13 protein-coding genes are annotated in these 14,286 nt (G+C 68.4%); 8 read left to right on the plus strand and 5 right to left on the minus strand.

Annotated elements, in window-relative coordinates; all coding sequences use genetic code 11:
* Positions 1 to 16 precede the first annotated feature (16 nt).
* The 3 genes from ACKTT0_RS06600 to ACKTT0_RS06610 all read right to left on the minus strand — a co-directional run bounded on the left by ACKTT0_RS06600 (position 17) and on the right by ACKTT0_RS06610 (position 3,171).
* Positions 17 to 1,246 carry a CaiB/BaiF CoA transferase family protein gene (locus tag ACKTT0_RS06600; protein ID WP_407849124.1) on the minus strand — a complete coding sequence of 410 codons (1,230 nt, stop codon included), beginning with the start codon at positions 1,244 to 1,246 and terminating at the stop codon, positions 17 to 19.
* Positions 1,247 to 1,354: 108 nt separating this feature from the next.
* Positions 1,355 to 2,503: an acyl-CoA dehydrogenase family protein gene (locus ACKTT0_RS06605; protein ID WP_407849126.1), complete on the minus strand. Its 1,149-nt coding sequence runs from the start codon at positions 2,501 to 2,503 to the stop codon at positions 1,355 to 1,357.
* 41 nt (positions 2,504 to 2,544) lie between these two features.
* Positions 2,545 to 3,171: a TetR/AcrR family transcriptional regulator gene (locus tag ACKTT0_RS06610; RefSeq protein ID WP_407849128.1), complete on the minus strand. Its 627-nt coding sequence runs from the start codon at positions 3,169 to 3,171 to the stop codon at positions 2,545 to 2,547.
* A 148-nt stretch (positions 3,172 to 3,319) separates the two neighbouring features.
* On the opposite strand from ACKTT0_RS06610, the gene ACKTT0_RS06615 reads away from it, so the two are divergent.
* Entirely contained in the window at positions 3,320 to 4,312 is a 993-nt protein-coding gene (locus ACKTT0_RS06615; protein ID WP_407849130.1) for an NAD(P)H-dependent flavin oxidoreductase, read from the plus strand.
* Positions 4,309 to 5,064: an enoyl-CoA hydratase-related protein gene (locus ACKTT0_RS06620; RefSeq protein ID WP_407849132.1), complete on the plus strand. Its 756-nt coding sequence runs from the start codon at positions 4,309 to 4,311 to the stop codon at positions 5,062 to 5,064. Before ACKTT0_RS06615 ends, ACKTT0_RS06620 begins: the two co-directional genes overlap by 4 nt.
* A 193-nt stretch (positions 5,065 to 5,257) precedes the next feature.
* On the opposite strand, the gene ACKTT0_RS06625 is transcribed toward ACKTT0_RS06620, so the two are convergent.
* Positions 5,258 to 6,091 (minus strand): enoyl-CoA hydratase/isomerase family protein, encoded by an 834-nt coding sequence (locus ACKTT0_RS06625; protein WP_407849134.1) that lies wholly within the window; start codon positions 6,089 to 6,091, stop codon positions 5,258 to 5,260.
* Between the two features lie 79 nt (positions 6,092 to 6,170).
* Between ACKTT0_RS06625 and ACKTT0_RS06630 the strand changes: the two genes are divergently transcribed.
* The 3 genes from ACKTT0_RS06630 to ACKTT0_RS06640 all read left to right on the plus strand — a co-directional run bounded on the left by ACKTT0_RS06630 (position 6,171) and on the right by ACKTT0_RS06640 (position 9,243).
* A complete protein-coding gene (locus tag ACKTT0_RS06630; RefSeq protein ID WP_407849136.1) occupies positions 6,171 to 7,025 on the plus strand; it encodes an NAD(P)H-hydrate dehydratase in 855 nt (284 codons plus the stop codon).
* Positions 7,026 to 7,121: 96 nt separating this feature from the next.
* Complete coding sequence (locus ACKTT0_RS06635) at positions 7,122 to 7,355, plus strand: hypothetical protein (RefSeq protein ID WP_028354559.1); 234 nt, start codon at positions 7,122 to 7,124, stop codon at positions 7,353 to 7,355.
* Positions 7,356 to 7,626: 271 nt separating this feature from the next.
* A complete protein-coding gene (locus ACKTT0_RS06640; protein ID WP_407849137.1) occupies positions 7,627 to 9,243 on the plus strand; it encodes an ABC transporter substrate-binding protein in 1,617 nt (538 codons plus the stop codon).
* Between the two features lie 179 nt (positions 9,244 to 9,422).
* Here the strand turns inward: ACKTT0_RS06640 and ACKTT0_RS06645 are convergent, their stop codons facing one another.
* The gene (locus ACKTT0_RS06645; protein WP_407849138.1) at positions 9,423 to 10,331 is read right to left on the minus strand and encodes a LysR family transcriptional regulator; all 909 of its coding nucleotides are present in this window, start codon (positions 10,329 to 10,331) and stop codon (positions 9,423 to 9,425) included.
* Positions 10,332 to 10,627: 296 nt separating this feature from the next.
* Between ACKTT0_RS06645 and ACKTT0_RS06650 the strand changes: the two genes are divergently transcribed.
* From ACKTT0_RS06650 to ACKTT0_RS06660, 3 genes are read left to right on the plus strand one after another with little or no spacing between them, the layout of a single operon-like run.
* Complete coding sequence (locus ACKTT0_RS06650) at positions 10,628 to 11,599, plus strand: M14 family metallopeptidase (RefSeq protein WP_407849140.1); 972 nt, start codon at positions 10,628 to 10,630, stop codon at positions 11,597 to 11,599.
* A 44-nt stretch (positions 11,600 to 11,643) separates the two neighbouring features.
* Positions 11,644 to 13,257 (plus strand): ABC transporter substrate-binding protein, encoded by a 1,614-nt coding sequence (locus ACKTT0_RS06655; RefSeq protein ID WP_407849142.1) that lies wholly within the window; start codon positions 11,644 to 11,646, stop codon positions 13,255 to 13,257.
* Positions 13,258 to 13,308: 51 nt separating this feature from the next.
* Complete coding sequence (locus tag ACKTT0_RS06660; RefSeq protein WP_407849144.1) at positions 13,309 to 14,286, plus strand: ABC transporter permease; 978 nt, start codon at positions 13,309 to 13,311, stop codon at positions 14,284 to 14,286.

The following is a 14,286-nucleotide window of genomic DNA, read 5'->3' on the forward strand; positions in this document are numbered from 1 at the left end:
CGGCCTGGCACCCGGGCTACCCGCGCGGCTGCGCCAGCGCCAGGATTTCCTCCTCCGACATTCCCAGCCGCTCGGCCAGGATCTGCCGGGTATGCTCGCCCAGCAGGGGCGGCGGACGGCGGTATTGCACCGGGCTGCCGGAAAATTTCAGCGGGCTGGCGGCCATCGGCACGGTGCCGCCGGTGGGATGCGGCAGTTCGCGCCGCATCTCGCGCGCCTGCACCTGCGGGTCCTGGTAGACCTGGTCCAGCGTGTTGATCGGGCCGGCCGGCACGCCGGCTGCTTCCAGCTCGGCCAGCCAGTGGTCGCGCTCGCCGGTGGCCATGCGCTCGGCCAGCAGCGGCACCAGCGTGTCGCGGTTCTGCACGCGTTGCGGGTTGGTGGCGAAGCGCGGGTCGTCGGCCAGCTCGGGCAGGCCGATGACGCGGCAATAGTTGCGGAACTGGCTGTCGTTGCCCACCGCGACGATCAGGTGGCCGTCGCTGGCGGCGAACACCTGGTACGGCACCAGGTTCTGGTGCGCGTTGCCGGCGCGCCGCGGCGCCTGGCCCGAGGTCATGTAGTTGAGGTTCTGGTTGGCCATCATGGCGACCTGGCAGTCGAGCAGCGCCATGTCGATGTGCTGGCCCAGGCCGCTGCGGCCGCGCTCGTGCAGGGCGGCCAGGATGCCGACGGTGGAATACATGCCGGTCATCAGGTCGGCCACCGCCACCCCGGCCTTCTGCGGGCCGCCGCCGGGCAGGTCGTCGCGCTCGCCAGTGATGCTCATGAGCCCGCCCATGCCCTGGATCATGAAGTCATAGCCCGGCCGGCTGGCGTACGGGCCGGTCTGGCCGAAGCCGGTGATCGAGCAGTAGATCAGCCCGGGGTTGTCGGCCTTCAGGCTGTCGTAGTCCAGGCCGTACTTGCGCAGCCCCCCGACCTTGAAGTTCTCCACCAGGATGTCGCTCTGGCGCGCCAGCTCGCGCACCAGCTCGGCGCCGCGCGGCGAGGCGATGTCCAGCGCCACCGAATACTTGTTGCGGTTGGCGCTCAGGTAGTAGGCCGCTTCGGTGGTGTCGTTGCCGGCGGCATCCTTCAGGTACGGCGGGCCCCAGGCGCGCGTGTCGTCGCCGGCGCCCGGGCGTTCGATCTTGATGACTTCGGCGCCCAGATCGGCCAGGTTCTGGGTGCACCAGGGGCCGGCCAGCACGCGGGTCAGGTCCAGCACGCGAATGCCGGTCAGGGGAGCGGGTCGTTGCGACATAGTGGGAATGCGATAGCGAAAGGGAACTCTGCATATTAGCCCTTGCCATGGCAAAGGCGTATTCCGTTTTCCGCACGTTCTTGTGCGCGACGCGCACAAGAACGCAGGCTACGAGAGCGCCTTGATCGTCTCGCGCGCGATCACCAGTTGCTGGATCTGCGACGTGCCCTCGTAGATGCGGAACAGCCGCACGTCGCGATAGAACCGCTCGACCGCGTATTCGGATATGTAGCCCGCGCCGCCGTGGATCTGCACCGCGCGGTCGGCCACGCGGCCGACCATTTCGGTGGCGTAGAGCTTGCAGCAGGCGGCCTCGAGCGTGGTGTTCTCGCCGCGGTCGCGCTTGCGAGCGGCGTCCAGCACCATCGAGCGGGCTGCATACAGTTCGGCCTGGCTGTCGGCGATCATGGCCTGCACCAGCTGGAACTCGGCGATGGGCTGGCCGAACTGCTTGCGCTCGGTCGCATAGCGCACGGCATCGCGCACCAGGCGCTCGGCCAGGCCCACGCACAAAGCGGAAATGTGCAGGCGCCCCTTGTCTAGCACGCGCATGGCGGTGCGAAAGCCATTGCCTTCCTCGCCGCCCAACAGCGCCGTGGCCGGTACGCGGCAGTTGTCGAACACCACGTCGCAGGTCAGCGCGCCGGCCTGGCCCATCTTCTTGTCGGGCTTGCCCAGCGTCAGCCCGGGCGTGCCGGCGTCGACCAGGAAGCACGAAATGGCAGAGGCCTTGCGTTCGGGCGCGGTGCGCGCCATCACCGAGAACAGGCCGGCGATGGGGGCGTTGGTAATGAAGCGCTTGGTGCCATTGAGCACGTAATGGTCGCCGTCGCGCGTGGCGGTGGTGCGCAACGACATCGCGTCGGAACCGGCGTCAGGCTCGGTCAGGGCGAACGAGCCGATCAGCTCGCCGCTGGCCAGCTTGGGCAGATAGTGCTGGCGCTGCGGGTCGGTGCCGGCCAGCACGATGGACTGCGAGCCGATGCCGATGTTGGTGCCGGCCAGCGAACGGAACGCGGGCGAAGTCTGGCCCAGCTCGAACACCACCCGCACCTCTTCTTCCATGTTGAGCCCCAGGCCGCCATAGTCGGGCGAAATGGACAGGCCGAACAGGCCCAGCTCGCGCATTTCGGCAACGATGTCGGGCGGGATCTCGCCGGTATGGGCCAGGGCCTCTTCGGCCGGCACCAGCCGGTCGGCGACGAAGCGGCGCACCGCCTCCAGCAGCAGGTTCAGGGTTTCAGTATCGAGAGCCATGATGAAAAGCCTGTAGAAGAAATCGGAGATGGCGGGCCGCGCTAGGTGCGGGCAGCCAGCCCGCCGGACAACAAATCGAAGTAGCCGGCCGCGATGGCCTCGGCGGTCTGCGGCCCGCCCGGCTGGTACCAGCGGGCCATCCAGTTCAGCATCGACAGCACGGCACGCCCGGTGGCGGCGACGTCCAGCGCGCGGAACTCGCCGCTGGCAATGCCGCCGGCGATGATGTCGCGCAGCAGGCGCTCGTAGCCGTCGCGCAGCCGCGCCGCGTCTTCGCGTTCGGTGATGGCCATGCCGGAATAGCCCACCAGCATGGTGACGAACTGCGCGTGGTGGTCCTCGAAGTAGCGGGCATGGGCCAGCATGAAGCTGCGCAGCCGCTCGACCGCGCTGGGCGCCTGCGCCACCGCCTGTGACACCGACGCGGTCATGCCGCTCAGCACATCGAGGATGATGGCGTCGTAGATGTCCTGCTTGGTGGTGTAGTAATGGTAGATGGCGGCCTTGGACACGCCGATGGCGGCGGCCAGGTCGGCCACCGAACTGCTTTCATAGCCGCAGCGGGCGAACAGCCGGGCGGCCTCTTCCAGGATGCGCTCGCGCGGGGCCGCCAGCGTGGGGGGACGGCCGGCGCGCGGACGCTTGGCGGGAATCGGGCGGTCGGGCATGGAAGCTGGTCCCGGCACGCGGCCGGCCTGCATTGACAGGCCCCGGGCGCGTGCCGTTAAATGGTAGATAATTAATTACCGGACATCCGGTAGGTAATTATAAGCACGCTTGACGACGACATTCAACCTTGCCTGTCTGCCCAATCCCATGAACGCACGCGACGCTACCCAGTCCCCCGCCCTGGCTTCCCAGCTCTACGCGCAAATGACGCTGCCGGTCATCTGCTCGCCCATGTTCATCGTGTCCAACCCCCAATTGGTGCTGGCGCAATGCGCCAGCGGGGTGATGGGCTCGTTCCCCGCCCTCAACGCGCGCCCCCAGGCGCTGCTGGACGAATGGCTGGCCGAAATCCAGGAAGGCCTGGCGGCCCGTCGCCAGGCCGACCCGGCGGCGGTGGTGGCGCCGTTCGCGGTGAACCAGATCATCCATAAGTCGAACGACCGCCTCGAGCAGGACCTGCAGCTGTGCGGCAAGCACCGCGTGCCCTTCATCATCACCAGCCTGCGCGCGCCGGGCGACCTGGTGGCCGGCATCCACGCCTGGGGCGGCAAGGTCTTCCACGACGTGACCACCGTGCGCCACGCCGAAAAAGCCCTGGAAGCCGGCGTCGACGGCCTGATCCTGGTGTGCGCGGGCGCCGGCGGCCATGCGGGCACGCTCAGCCCGTTCGCGCTGTTGTCCGAGGTGCGGCGCTTCTACGACGGCCCGGTGATCTTGTCGGGCGCCATCACGTCGGGCGCGGGCATCCTGGCCGCGCTGGCCATGGGCGCGGACTTCGCCTACATGGGCACGCGCTTCATCGCCAGCACCGAAGCCAATGCCTCGGACGGCTACAAGCAGGCCATCGTCGAGGCCAGCGCGTCAGACATCCTCTATACGCCGTTCTTCACCGGCATCCCGGGCAACTACCTGAAGGCCAGCATCGCCGCGGCCGGGCTGGACCCGGCCAACCTGCCGCAGCCGGACGCCGGGGCGTCGAATTTCGGCTCCACCCGGGTCAAGCCCTGGAAGGACATCTGGGGCGCCGGCCAGGGCGTGGGCGGCATCGACAGCGTGCGGCCGGCCGCCGAAATCGTCGCCACGCTGCGCCAGGAATACGCGCAAGCTCAGGCCCGGCTGGCGGGCAAGGAGTTCGCATGAGCGCCGCGCCGGACAGCCTGGTGGTCGAGCGCGACGGCGCGATCCTGTCGCTGACCATCAATCGCCCGGAACGGCGCAATGCGCTGGACGTCGCCACCTATACGGCCCTGGCAGCCCAATTGCGCCAGGCGACCGAAGACCGCGGCCTGTCGGCGGTGATCCTGCGCGGCGCCGGCGAGCACTTCACCGCCGGCAACGACCTGCGCGATTTCCAGGCCGACCGGCCCGAGGGCGACAGCGCCGGCATGACGTTCCTGCGCGCCCTGATCGCCACCGACGTGCCGGTGATCGCCGCCGTGGAGGGCTACGCGGTAGGCATCGGCGTGACGCTGCTGCAGCACTGCGATTTCGTCTACGCGGCGCGCGACGCCACCCTGCGCATCCCGTTCGTGGCGCTGGGCCTGTGCCCGGAGGGCGCGTCCAGCCTGCTGCTGCCGCGCCTGGCCGGCGCGCGCCGGGCGGCCGAATGGCTGCTGCAGGGGCTGCCGTTCGATGCCGAGCAGGCGTGCCAGGCCGGGCTGGTCACGGCGGTCACCGAGCCGGGCCAGGCGCTAGCCGCGGCCCGCGCCACGGCCGCCGACCTGGCCGCACAGCCGCGCGAGGCGCTGCGCCTGACCAAGACCATGCTCAAGCGCGCCGACCGCGCCGCCATCGACGCGACGCTGGATTTCGAAGCGACCCAGTTCCGCGCCCGCCTGCGAACCCAGGAAGCCCAGGACGCATTCGCGAAATTCCTGGCGCGCAAGCGCTGACCGGCGCCGGTGGGAGGTGTCAGACACCTGCAACCTGGACACCTGCAACCCCTGCTACCTGGACGCCTGCAACGCCATCTTGGGAGGTGTCTGACACCCCATGGCGCAACCGCCGCAGGCAGATGACGTCCCGAGGGGTGTCAGACACCTGCCACAGAGACGCCTGCCATGCCAGGCCGGATCCCCGCACCGTTCAGAACGGCGCGTCCGGCGCGAAATTGGGCGGGCGGCGTTCGCGCAGCGACTGGACGCCCTCGCGCACATCGGGGCCGGCGAAGCCCATGAACTCCAGCGCCAGCGAGGTATCGAAGCTGGGGCCGGCCAAGCGCAGCCAGTTGTTCAGCGCGTATTTGGTCCAGCGGATGGCCGTCTGCGAGCCGTTGGCCAGCTTGCCCGCCACTTCGAAGGCCTTGGCGGTCAGCTCGGCCTCGTCTACGCACAGCGATACCAGGCCGATGCGCTCGGCCTCGGCCCCGCTGACCGCTTCGCACAGCAGCAGGTAGTACTTGGCCTTGGCCATGCCGCACAGCAGCGGCCAGACGATCGCGGCATGGTCGCCCGCCGCCACGCCCAGCCGCGTGTGGCCGTCGATGATGCGCGCATCGCGCGCGGCAATGGAAATATCGGCCAGCAGGCCAGCCACCAACCCGGCGCCGACGGCCGCGCCATGCATGGCCGAGACAATGGGCTTGTTGCAGTTGATCACGTTGTAGACCAGGTCGCGCGCCTCGCGCCATACGCGGGCGCGCACCTGGAAGTCGTCGGCCATCTGCTGCACGAGTTCCAGGTCGCCGCCGCCCGAGAAGCCCTTGCCCTCGCCGCGGATCACCACCACGCGCGTGTCGGGGTCGGTGTCCACATCGCGCCAGATGTCGGCCAGTTCGCGGTGCATGCGGTCGTCCGCGGTCGACAGCTTGCCCGGCGCGCCGCCCTTGGCGCCCATGATGATTTCCAGAATGCCCTGGGGATGGCGGCGCAGCTTCAGGGCTTGATAGCGCGCATAGTGATCAAGGGAAGGATCGGACATTGTCTACTCCGGCAACGGGCTTGGGGTTTTTCCGGGCACTATAGTGGATACTTCTTTCCCGCACAGCCCACGGTCCGCCATGCCTGCCCCAGACCGCCCCAGCCCCATCCTCCGCCAGGACCTGCCCACCCTGTTCGCCGCCCGCCCGGCGGACTCCCATAAAGGTACTTTCGGCACCGTGGCAATCGTCGGCGGCGGTCCCGGCATGGCGGGCGCCGTGCTGCTGGCGGCGCGCGCGGCGCTCAAGACCGGCGCCGGCAAGGTCCTGGTCGGGTTCGCGCAAGAAGCCGCGCCCCTGCCCTGCGACCCGCTGCAACCCGAGCTGATGCTGCGCGACGCCGCCAGCCTGCATTCCGCCGGCCTGCCAGTCGATGCCTGGGTGGCGGGCTGCGGCCTGGGCACCGGAACCGCGGGCCTGGCCGCCCTGTCGGCCGTGTTCGACCAGCGCGGCGGTGCGCCGCTGGTGCTGGACGCCGATGGCCTGAACCTGCTGGCCGCCGGCCGCTTGCCGTCCTGGGGCCCAGGCCCGGTCATCTTGACGCCGCATCCCGCGGAAGCCGCCCGCCTGCTCGGCGGCAGCGTCGCCCAAGTGCAATCCGACCGCCCCGCCGCCGCGCGTGCGCTGGCGGCGCGCCACCAAGCCTGGGTCGTCCTGAAAGGCGCCGGCACACTGGTGTGCCGCCCGGACGGCCACTGTCGCCGCAATCTCACTGGCAACCCCGGCCTGGCGACCGCCGGCACAGGCGATGTGCTGGCCGGCATGCTGGGCAGCCTCGTGGCCCAGGGCATCCCGCTGGACCAGGCGGTGCCGGGCGCGGTATGGCTGCACGGCGCCGCCGCCGACACGCTGGTGAACGCCGGAGTGGGGCCTATCGGGCTGACCGCGGGCGAGCTCGCCGACGCCGCCCGGCAGTTGCGAAATGGCCACGGATAGGGGTGGTTACAACTTATCCACAGATTCATGTTGCATTGCACTTAGGGTTATCCCTATAATGGTTTACCCCATGACGAAACGGACTGGAGAGAAACCATGAGCGAACTGACCCTGAACCAAAATGCCCGCCTGACCGACGCGCTGGAACGCGACCTGCTGCGCGGCGCGATGGAAAACCAACCGAATGCCCAGCCGCTGGCCCTGCTCAAGCAGGCCGGTGCCGCGATCGCCCGTGCCGTGGTCGCCTTCGCCGACTATGTCGCCGAAGTGCACGACGCCATGAACCGCGCCCGCGCCGCCAGCGCCCGTTACGCCGGTTCGCAGTGGTAATTGCCCTCCGGCCGGAAGCCTGACCCTGTCACCAGGGCCGGGCTTTGGGCTGTCCGCCCACAGGCCTGCCAAGGCGCCGCACCCCGAAGCGGGGCGCGGCGCCTTGTTGTTTCCGGGCTAGCGTGGCCCAGGAATGCTGCGCCGCAATAGGCAAAGCCTCGCATTGACAATGCGTAAAGCGGGTTCCGATAATCGGCCCCTTGTCACGATTGATTGCAACTCCCGGCGCCCTGCCGGCAGCGCTCAGCCGTGCTAGCCATTCGGAGTCCCCATGAAATTGCGTACCACCCTGGCCCTGCTGGCGGCCAGCGCCGGCCTGGCCGCCGCGCCCGCCGCAAGCGCCCAGTCCCTGACGATCGCGCTGTCGTCCGAGCCCACTTCCGCCGACCCGCACTATCACAAGCAGACCCAGAACGACGCGTTCGCGGCGCACGTGTACGACTCGCTGATCAACCGCAGCGCCGACATGACGCTGGTGCCGGGCCTGGCGACTTCGTGGAAGAACCTGGACGACCTGACCTGGGAACTGAAACTGCGCGAAGGGGTGAAGTTCTCCAACGGCGAGCCGTTCACCTCGCAGGACGTGCTGTTCTCGGTGTGCCGCACCCTCAACAACGAGACCAATGTCTCGCAGTCCTACATGACGGTCACCAAGCTGCTGACCGACGTGCAGACGCCGGACGCCCACACCGTCATCCTGAAGACCGCCGAACCCTTCCCCCTGATGCCGGCCGAGCTGGCGCGGCAGTTGCCCATCATCTGGAACGGCATCGTCGAGCACGGACCGCTCAAGTTCGCGCCCAAGGAAGGCTGCGGCGTGACCGGCCCCTGGCCGACGGTGGCCGATTTCAACAGCGGCAAGGACGCCATCGGCACCGGGCCGTACACCCTGAAGTCGTACGTCAAGGGCACCGGCATCGAGCTGGAGCGCAACGAGAACTACTGGGGCAACAAGCCCCACTGGAAAACCGTCAAGTTCGTGCCGGTACCGAATGCCGGCCCGCGCCTGACCGGCCTGTTGTCGGGCGATTTCGACGTCATCGAGAACCCGGCGGCGCGCGACCTGCCGCGCCTGAAGGACAACGGCAATTTCGGCTACGTGGCCACGCCGTCGACCCGCCTGGTGTTCTTCCAGCCGGACGTGGGCCGCAACCCCAGCCCGTTCGTCAAGAGCGCGGACGGCAAGAACCCGCTGCAGGACCTGCGCGTGCGGCAGGCGATCAGCATGGCCATCGACCGCAAGACCATCAATGCGCGCATCATGGACGGCCTGGCCACGCCCGCCTACCAGTACATGCCCGACGGCATGTTCGGCGCGCTGCCCAACGCCCCGGAAATCAAGTATGACCCCGAGGGCGCCAAGAAGCTGCTGGCCGAGGCCGGCTACCCGGACGGTTTCGAACTGACCCTGTCGTCCACCAACAACCGCTACGTCAACGACGCCCAGGTGACGCAGGCGGTGGCGCAGTACCTGTCGCGCATCGGCATCAAGACCCATGTCGACGCCATGGCCGCTTCGATCTACTTCCCCAAGCGCGCCAAGCGCGAGTTCAGTTTCGCCATGGGCGGCTGGCCGCACGAGACGGGCGAGGCCTCGGCGCTGTTCCAGTTGTGGGTGGCGTCGCTCGATTCGGCCCGCAGCCTGGGCACCAGCAACTACGGCGGCTTCTCGAATGCCGAGTTCGACAAGGTGTACGAACAGGCCATCGTCACGGTCGACCCGGCCAAGCGCAAGGAGCTGCTGCAGCAGTCCACGCAGATCGCACTGGACAACCTGCCGTTGATCCCGCTGCATTTCGAGAGCAGCATCTGGGCCTTCCGCAAGGGCATCACCTACGAGGGCCGGCGCGACCAGTACACCCTGGCCATGTCGGTGCATCCGAAGTAAACCGCCAACCCCAGGTGTCAGGCACCTGGAGCGAAGCAGGCCCGCCGCGCTCCCGAGCATGCCCAGGTGTCTGACGCCTCCGTGTCGCTGCAAACTCCCTGGCAGGCTGCCCAGGTGTCAGACACCCTGCGGGTGTCTGACACCTCCATGTCGCTACAAGGTGCCTGGCACGCTGCCCCCTAGTCCAGCGTCGCCTCCACTGCATCGATGCGCGCCTTCAGCAGCTCGATGAACCGCGCCACCCCCGGCGGCAGCAGCCTTCCTTCCATGGTCTGGATCTGCAGGTTGCGCGACTGCAGCTCGGCGCTGACCACCGGCCGGGCCACCAGCCCGTCCTGGGCCAGGCGCCAGGCCACCGAGATATAGCCCGCGAACATCACCGCGTCCGAATGGCGCACGAAGCCGTGCAGCGCCGGTGAATAGTTGGCCACCAGCGCGGCCTGCAAGCCCACGTCCTCCAGCGCGCAGCCGCGATTGAGCAGGCGCCGCGCCGTGCTTTTGTCGTCGGTGAGTGCCAGCGGGTACGCCAGGACGTCGTCCAGGTGCACGTGGCTGCGGCTGGCCAGCGGGTGGGTGGCCGCCATGACCGCGTAGACCGGCGCGCGCCAGGAATGGCGCACCGCCACGCCCTGGGCCGGCTCGACGTTGAAGGTCACCGCCACGTCGATATCGCCGCCGGCGATGCCGCGCATGGCCTCGGGCGGCGTCAGCACGTGCAGGGTGAAGCGGGTGCGCGGATACTGCTTGCGGAAATCCACCATGGCCACTGGCAGGAAACCCTGCGCCGGCCCTTCCGACGCGCCGACCCGGATCTCGTCGTGCGGCGCGCTTTGCAGCCCGGCGATCTGCCGCAGCACCTCGTCCGACTCCATCTGGGTGCGGCGGGCGTGCGCCAGCAGCAGCCGGCCGGCCGCGCTCAGGGCCATGCCGCGCGGCGCCCGCTCGAACAGGGGCGCGCCGACCTCTTCCTCGAGCCGGGCGATCTGGCGGCTGATGGCCGACACGGCCACGTGCAGCCGCCGGGAAGCGCCGCTCAGGCTGCCGGCCTGGGCTACCTCCACGAAGTATTTCAGGGCAATTCCGTGCATGCGTATCCTGCGCCCGTCCGCGGACAAGGCTCCGTTCCTTTGCTGAAAAGGCAAATAGTTTCGCAAATATTCTAATTGTCGAGAAAGGTCGGCGACTCCTAGAATCTGCCTCAAGATCAAGAATCGGTGCAGCGCCGGCTCGCGAGCGGGCGGCTTCCCCGGGGGAAACGTGTTCCTGGCAGCGTCTGGCCCGCGGCCCATGGCGGGCATGTCTCGCATCCGGACACGCGGCCCGGGGCGGCCGCCCGCCTTCCGATCCCGGCCGCGCCGGTTCGTCCTTTCTTCGCGGAGCATCCATGTCCACGCCTGACGCCGCAGCCCCGCTGCGCCCGTTCGAACTCGCCTGTCCCGACCTGTCGGCGGAACGCCAGGGCAATACCGACACGCCGGGCGTGTGGCACTTCGATTCCGGCGCGCCGGGCAGGCGCGTCATGCTGACGGCGCTGATCCACGGCAACGAGCTGTGCGGCGCCTGGGCGCTCAAGACCCTGCTGGCCAGCGGCCTGCGGCCGCGCCGCGGCACGCTGACGCTGGCGTTCTGCAACCTGGCGGCCTTCGATCGCTTCGACGCGGCCAACTACCTGCCGTCGCGCTTCGTCGACGAGGACATGAACCGGGTCTGGAGCGACGACAAGCTGGCCGATGCGTCCAGCCAGGAACGGCGCCGCGCCGCCGCGCTGCGGCCGTGGGTGGCGCAGGCCGACTGGCTGATGGACTTCCATTCCATGAGCAATTCCGAGGTGCCGCTGCAATTGAGCGGCCTGCAGCCGCGCAACGTCGAACTGGCGCTGCAACTGGGCGCCCCGGCCAATATCATCGCCGACGCCGGCCACGCGGCCGGCGTGCGCATGCGCGACTATGGACGCTTCGGCGCCAGCGGCGACAACGGCACGCGCTCGCTATTGATCGAGTGCGGCTTCCATGGCGCGCCGCAGGCGCGCGACGTGGCCGTCGACCAGATGGCGCGCTTCCTCGCCGCGGCCGGCACGCTGGACCGCGCCGACCTGCCGCGCGACTGGTTCGCCGCCGATGCGCCGCGCCAACAGGCGTTGCGCGTCACCCACGCCATCGCCGCCAAGAGCGCCGATGTGCGCTTTGCGCAGCCGTGGCGCGGCCTGGAAAAGCTGCCGCGCGCGGGCACGCTGCTCGGCTGGAACGCCGGCGAGGCGTTCGCCACGCCCTACGACGACTGCGTACTGATCATGCCTTCCCTGGCCAATGTGCGCGCCGGCGTCACCGTGCTGCGCCTGGCCCAACCCATTGCCTGATTCCGATACTCATACCAACCAGGCCTTGCGCCCAGGAGACTCCCATGCACGCTTCTTGTATCCGCGCAGCCGCGCTGGCCGCCCTGTTCGGACTGGCGGCCGGCGCGCACGCCCAGTCGCTGACCATCGCGCTGGCGTCCGAGCCGACCGCAATGGACCCGCACTATCACCAGGCCACCCCCAACAACGCCATGGCCTCGCAGATCTTCGAGACCCTGGTGGCGCAGGACGCCAAGATGAGCCTCATCCCGGGCCTGGCCGCCTCATGGAAGGCGCTGGATGACACGACCTGGGAATTCAAGCTGCGCGAGGGCGTGAAGTTCTCCAACGGCGAGCCGCTCACGCCGCAGGATGTGATCTTCACGTTCTGCCGCGCGATGAACAACGAGGAAGCCATCGCCGGCTCGTACGCCGCCGTCGTGCAGAAATTCGCCGCCATCGAGACGCCCGACGCGCATACCCTGCGCATCAAGACGCTCAAGCCCTACCCGCTGCTGCCCAACGACCTGACGCGCACCGGCATCCTGTGGAGCGGCATCGTCGAACACGGCCCCATCACCTTCGACCTGGACCGCAAGTGCGGCGTCACCGGGTCGTGGCCGACCGTGGCCGATTTCAACAACGGCAAGAACACCATCGGCACCGGCCCGTACAAGCTGAAATCCTACGTCAAGGGCACCGCCATCGAGCTCACGCGCAACGAGAACTACTGGGGCGACAAGCCGGAATGGCGCGACGTGCGCTTCGTGCCGGTGCCCAACGCCGGCCCGCGCCTGACAGGCTTGCTGGCCGGCGACTTCGACGTCATCGAGAGCCCCGCCGCGCGCGACGTGCAGCGCATCAAGAGCACGCCGGGTTTCGGCTATGTCGTCACCCCTTCGGTGCGGGTGGTCTACTTCCAGTTTGACGTGGGTCGCGACCAGAGCCCGATGGTCAAGGCGGCCAATGGCAAGAACCCGCTGCAAGACGTCCGGGTGCGGCGCGCCATGAGCATGGCGATCGACCGCAAGACCATTGTCGACCGCATCATGGACGGCATGGCCACGCCCGCCAACCAGTTCCTGCCCGATGGCATGTTCGGTACGCTGCCGAACCCGCCCGTCCTCGAGTACAACCCGGAAGGCGCCAAGAAGCTGCTGGCCGAGGCCGGCTATCCGGATGGCTTCGAGATCACCGTGTCCGCCACCAATGACCGCTACATCAATGACGGACAGATCGCCCAGGCGGTGGCGCAATACCTGTCGCGCGTGGGCATCAAGGCGCGCGTCGACGCGATGACCCGCTCGGTATACTTCCCCAAGCGCGCCAAGCGCGAGTTCAGCTTCGCCATGGGCGGCTGGTCGTCGGAAACGGGCGAGGCGTCGTCTTTCCTGCAGTATTGGGTGACTTCCTACGCCCCCGAACTGGGCATGGGCACCAGCAACTACGGCCGCTACTCCAACCCGGAGCTGGACCAGCTGTTCCGCCAGGCCGTCGCCACCGTGGACGAAGGCAAACGCGAGAAAATGCTGCAGCAGGCGCTGACCATCACCCTGGCCGACCTGCCCAGCATTCCCCTGCATTTCGAGAGCAGCATCTGGGCGTTCCGCAAGGGGCTGACGTACGAAGGGCGCGCGGACCAGTACACTCTCGCCTCGTCGGTCAAGCCGGCCCGGTAAGGCCGGGCCCGGCCGGCCGGTTTCTGTTGCAAGACCCAAGGAACGCATAACGTGGTTCTGTTCACCCTGCGCAGGCTCATCCAGAGCTTGTTTGTGCTGTTGGCGGTCTCGGTGGTGGTGTTTTTCGCGGTGTACGCCGTGGGCGACCCCATCGAACTGCTGGTCAGCCCGGAAGCGACGATGGAGGCGCGCGCCGCCACCATCGCGCGGCTCGGGCTGGACCAGCCGATCTGGCAGCAATACTTCACCTTCCTGTGGCGGGCGCTGCATGGCGATCTCGGCACCTCGTTCGTGCACGGCATCCCGGCCATCGAGCTGATCGTGCAGCGCATTCCCGCCACCTTCGAATTGGTGGTGGTGGCCATCGGGCTGACCTGTATCATCGGCATCCCGCTCGGCCTGGTGGCCGGCCTGTACCGCGACCGCCCGCTGGGCCGCGGCATCATGGCGACCTCGGTGCTGGGCTTTTCGCTGCCCAATTTCTGGCAGGGCATGATGCTGATCCTGCTGTTCGCCGTGTGGCTGGGCTGGCTGCCCGCCTCGGGCCGCGGCGACACGGTCAGCGTGCTGGGCGTACCGCTGTCCATCCTCACCGCCGACGGCTGGTCGCACGTGATCATGCCGGCCATCAACCTGGCGCTGGCCAACATCGCGCTGGTGCTGCGGCTGACCGCCACCGGCGTGGCCGAGGCCCAGACGCAGGAATACGTGAAGTTCGCCCGCGCCAAGGGCGTACGGCCCGGGCGCATCGTGCGCCGGCACATCCTGCGCAACATCCTGATCCCGGTGGTCACCGTGGTGGGCATGGAATTCGGCAGCCTGATCGCCTATTCCACCATCACCGAGACCGTGTTCGCCTGGCCCGGCATGGGCAAGCTGCTGATCGACAGCGTCTACCAGCTCGACCGGCCGGTGGTGGTGGCCTACGTGATGCTTGTCACGCTGATCTTCGTCATCATCAACTTCATCGTCGATATTCTCTACGCCGCGCTCGACCCGCGCGTGCAGCTCGTCGCTCCCGCACACTGA

Origin of the sequence: Bordetella saccharivorans (genome assembly GCF_045862855.1) — a bacterium.
GTDB lineage: Bacteria > Pseudomonadota > Gammaproteobacteria > Burkholderiales > Burkholderiaceae_B > Bordetella_A > Bordetella_A petrii_F.

Bases quoted from the DNA above. Each gene is read 5' to 3' on its own strand.
- ACKTT0_RS06605 (WP_407849126.1), bottom strand. From the start codon at position 2,503: ATGGCTCTCGATACTGAAACCCTGAACCTGCTGCTGGAGGCGGTGCGC.
- ACKTT0_RS06650 (WP_407849140.1), top strand. From the start codon at position 10,628: ATGTCCACGCCTGACGCCGCAGCCCCGCTGCGCCCGTTCGAACTCGCC.
- ACKTT0_RS06615 (WP_407849130.1), top strand. From the start codon at position 3,320: ATGAACGCACGCGACGCTACCCAGTCCCCCGCCCTGGCTTCCCAGCTC.
- ACKTT0_RS06645 (WP_407849138.1), bottom strand. From the start codon at position 10,331: ATGCACGGAATTGCCCTGAAATACTTCGTGGAGGTAGCCCAGGCCGGC.
- ACKTT0_RS06600 (WP_407849124.1), bottom strand. From the start codon at position 1,246: ATGTCGCAACGACCCGCTCCCCTGACCGGCATTCGCGTGCTGGACCTG.
- ACKTT0_RS06610 (WP_407849128.1), bottom strand. From the start codon at position 3,171: ATGCCCGACCGCCCGATTCCCGCCAAGCGTCCGCGCGCCGGCCGTCCC.
- ACKTT0_RS06620 (WP_407849132.1), top strand. From the start codon at position 4,309: ATGAGCGCCGCGCCGGACAGCCTGGTGGTCGAGCGCGACGGCGCGATC.
- ACKTT0_RS06635 (WP_028354559.1), top strand. From the start codon at position 7,122: ATGAGCGAACTGACCCTGAACCAAAATGCCCGCCTGACCGACGCGCTG.
- ACKTT0_RS06640 (WP_407849137.1), top strand. From the start codon at position 7,627: ATGAAATTGCGTACCACCCTGGCCCTGCTGGCGGCCAGCGCCGGCCTG.
- ACKTT0_RS06655 (WP_407849142.1), top strand. From the start codon at position 11,644: ATGCACGCTTCTTGTATCCGCGCAGCCGCGCTGGCCGCCCTGTTCGGA.
- ACKTT0_RS06625 (WP_407849134.1), bottom strand. From the start codon at position 6,091: ATGTCCGATCCTTCCCTTGATCACTATGCGCGCTATCAAGCCCTGAAG.
- ACKTT0_RS06630 (WP_407849136.1), top strand. From the start codon at position 6,171: ATGCCTGCCCCAGACCGCCCCAGCCCCATCCTCCGCCAGGACCTGCCC.